The organism is Streptomyces sp. AC627_RSS907, from assembly GCF_019049165.1.
Genome location: NZ_JAGMUE010000448.1, coordinates 1 through 624 on the forward strand (window position 1 = coordinate 1; position 624 = coordinate 624).

A 624-nucleotide genomic window follows, 5' to 3' on the forward strand; every position below is an offset into this window, starting at 1 on the left:
CCGCCGGCAGCAGGCCGGCCGCCGCGATCCAGGCCCGGCGTTTGCGCCGCTTGAGGCCGTGGGCGAGCATGAGGAGCAGCACGCCCACCACGATCGAGGCGGCGGCGGCCAGCGGGCTCACCGCGCCGGGCAGGATCTCCGCCACCGCGTGCAGCCTGCTGTGGCGGAAGCGCGGGAAGACGCCCGCGGCGATGTCGAGCAGGCCGATCAGTGCGCTGGCGGTGCCGATCACGGAGGGGATGGTCTCGGGTCGAGGGCCCCGAGCCACCCGTCGCAGCCTGTTGGCAACCACTTTGGACTCTTCACCGTCTTGCCTTGCAGACATGTACTTCCCGTCGCCCCTGTCAAGAGGATCTGCTGCCCGCTGTTTCACAGCTTTGGTCACATTGCGCGCCCTCTAGGACGGTGATTGACCGCACGGGGTTCATTCCGCGGCACGGGTGACCGGTCGCCCGTCAGAAAGCTCACCATGGGTCTCACCAGCAACAAGGTCGTGACGATCGCCGTCATCACGGCCGTGCTGTTCTTCGCCGCCACCGTCTGGCTGTGGCCGAGGCTGGCCGGGCGTACCCCGTGGGCCGTCCTCGGCCGCGTCGGTACGCTGCTGGCCACCCAGGTCTCGGT

General features: G+C 69.4%; 2 pseudogenes. One reads left to right on the forward strand and one right to left on the reverse strand.

The features are described from left to right. A pseudogene (locus KUM32_RS36395) lies at nucleotides 1–325 on the reverse strand (hypothetical protein); the annotation flags it as partial. A 144-nt stretch (nucleotides 326–469) separates the two neighbouring features. Between KUM32_RS36395 and KUM32_RS44290 the strand changes: the two are divergent. Continuing rightward, nucleotides 470–624: pseudogene (locus KUM32_RS44290) on the forward strand (esterase); the annotation flags it as partial.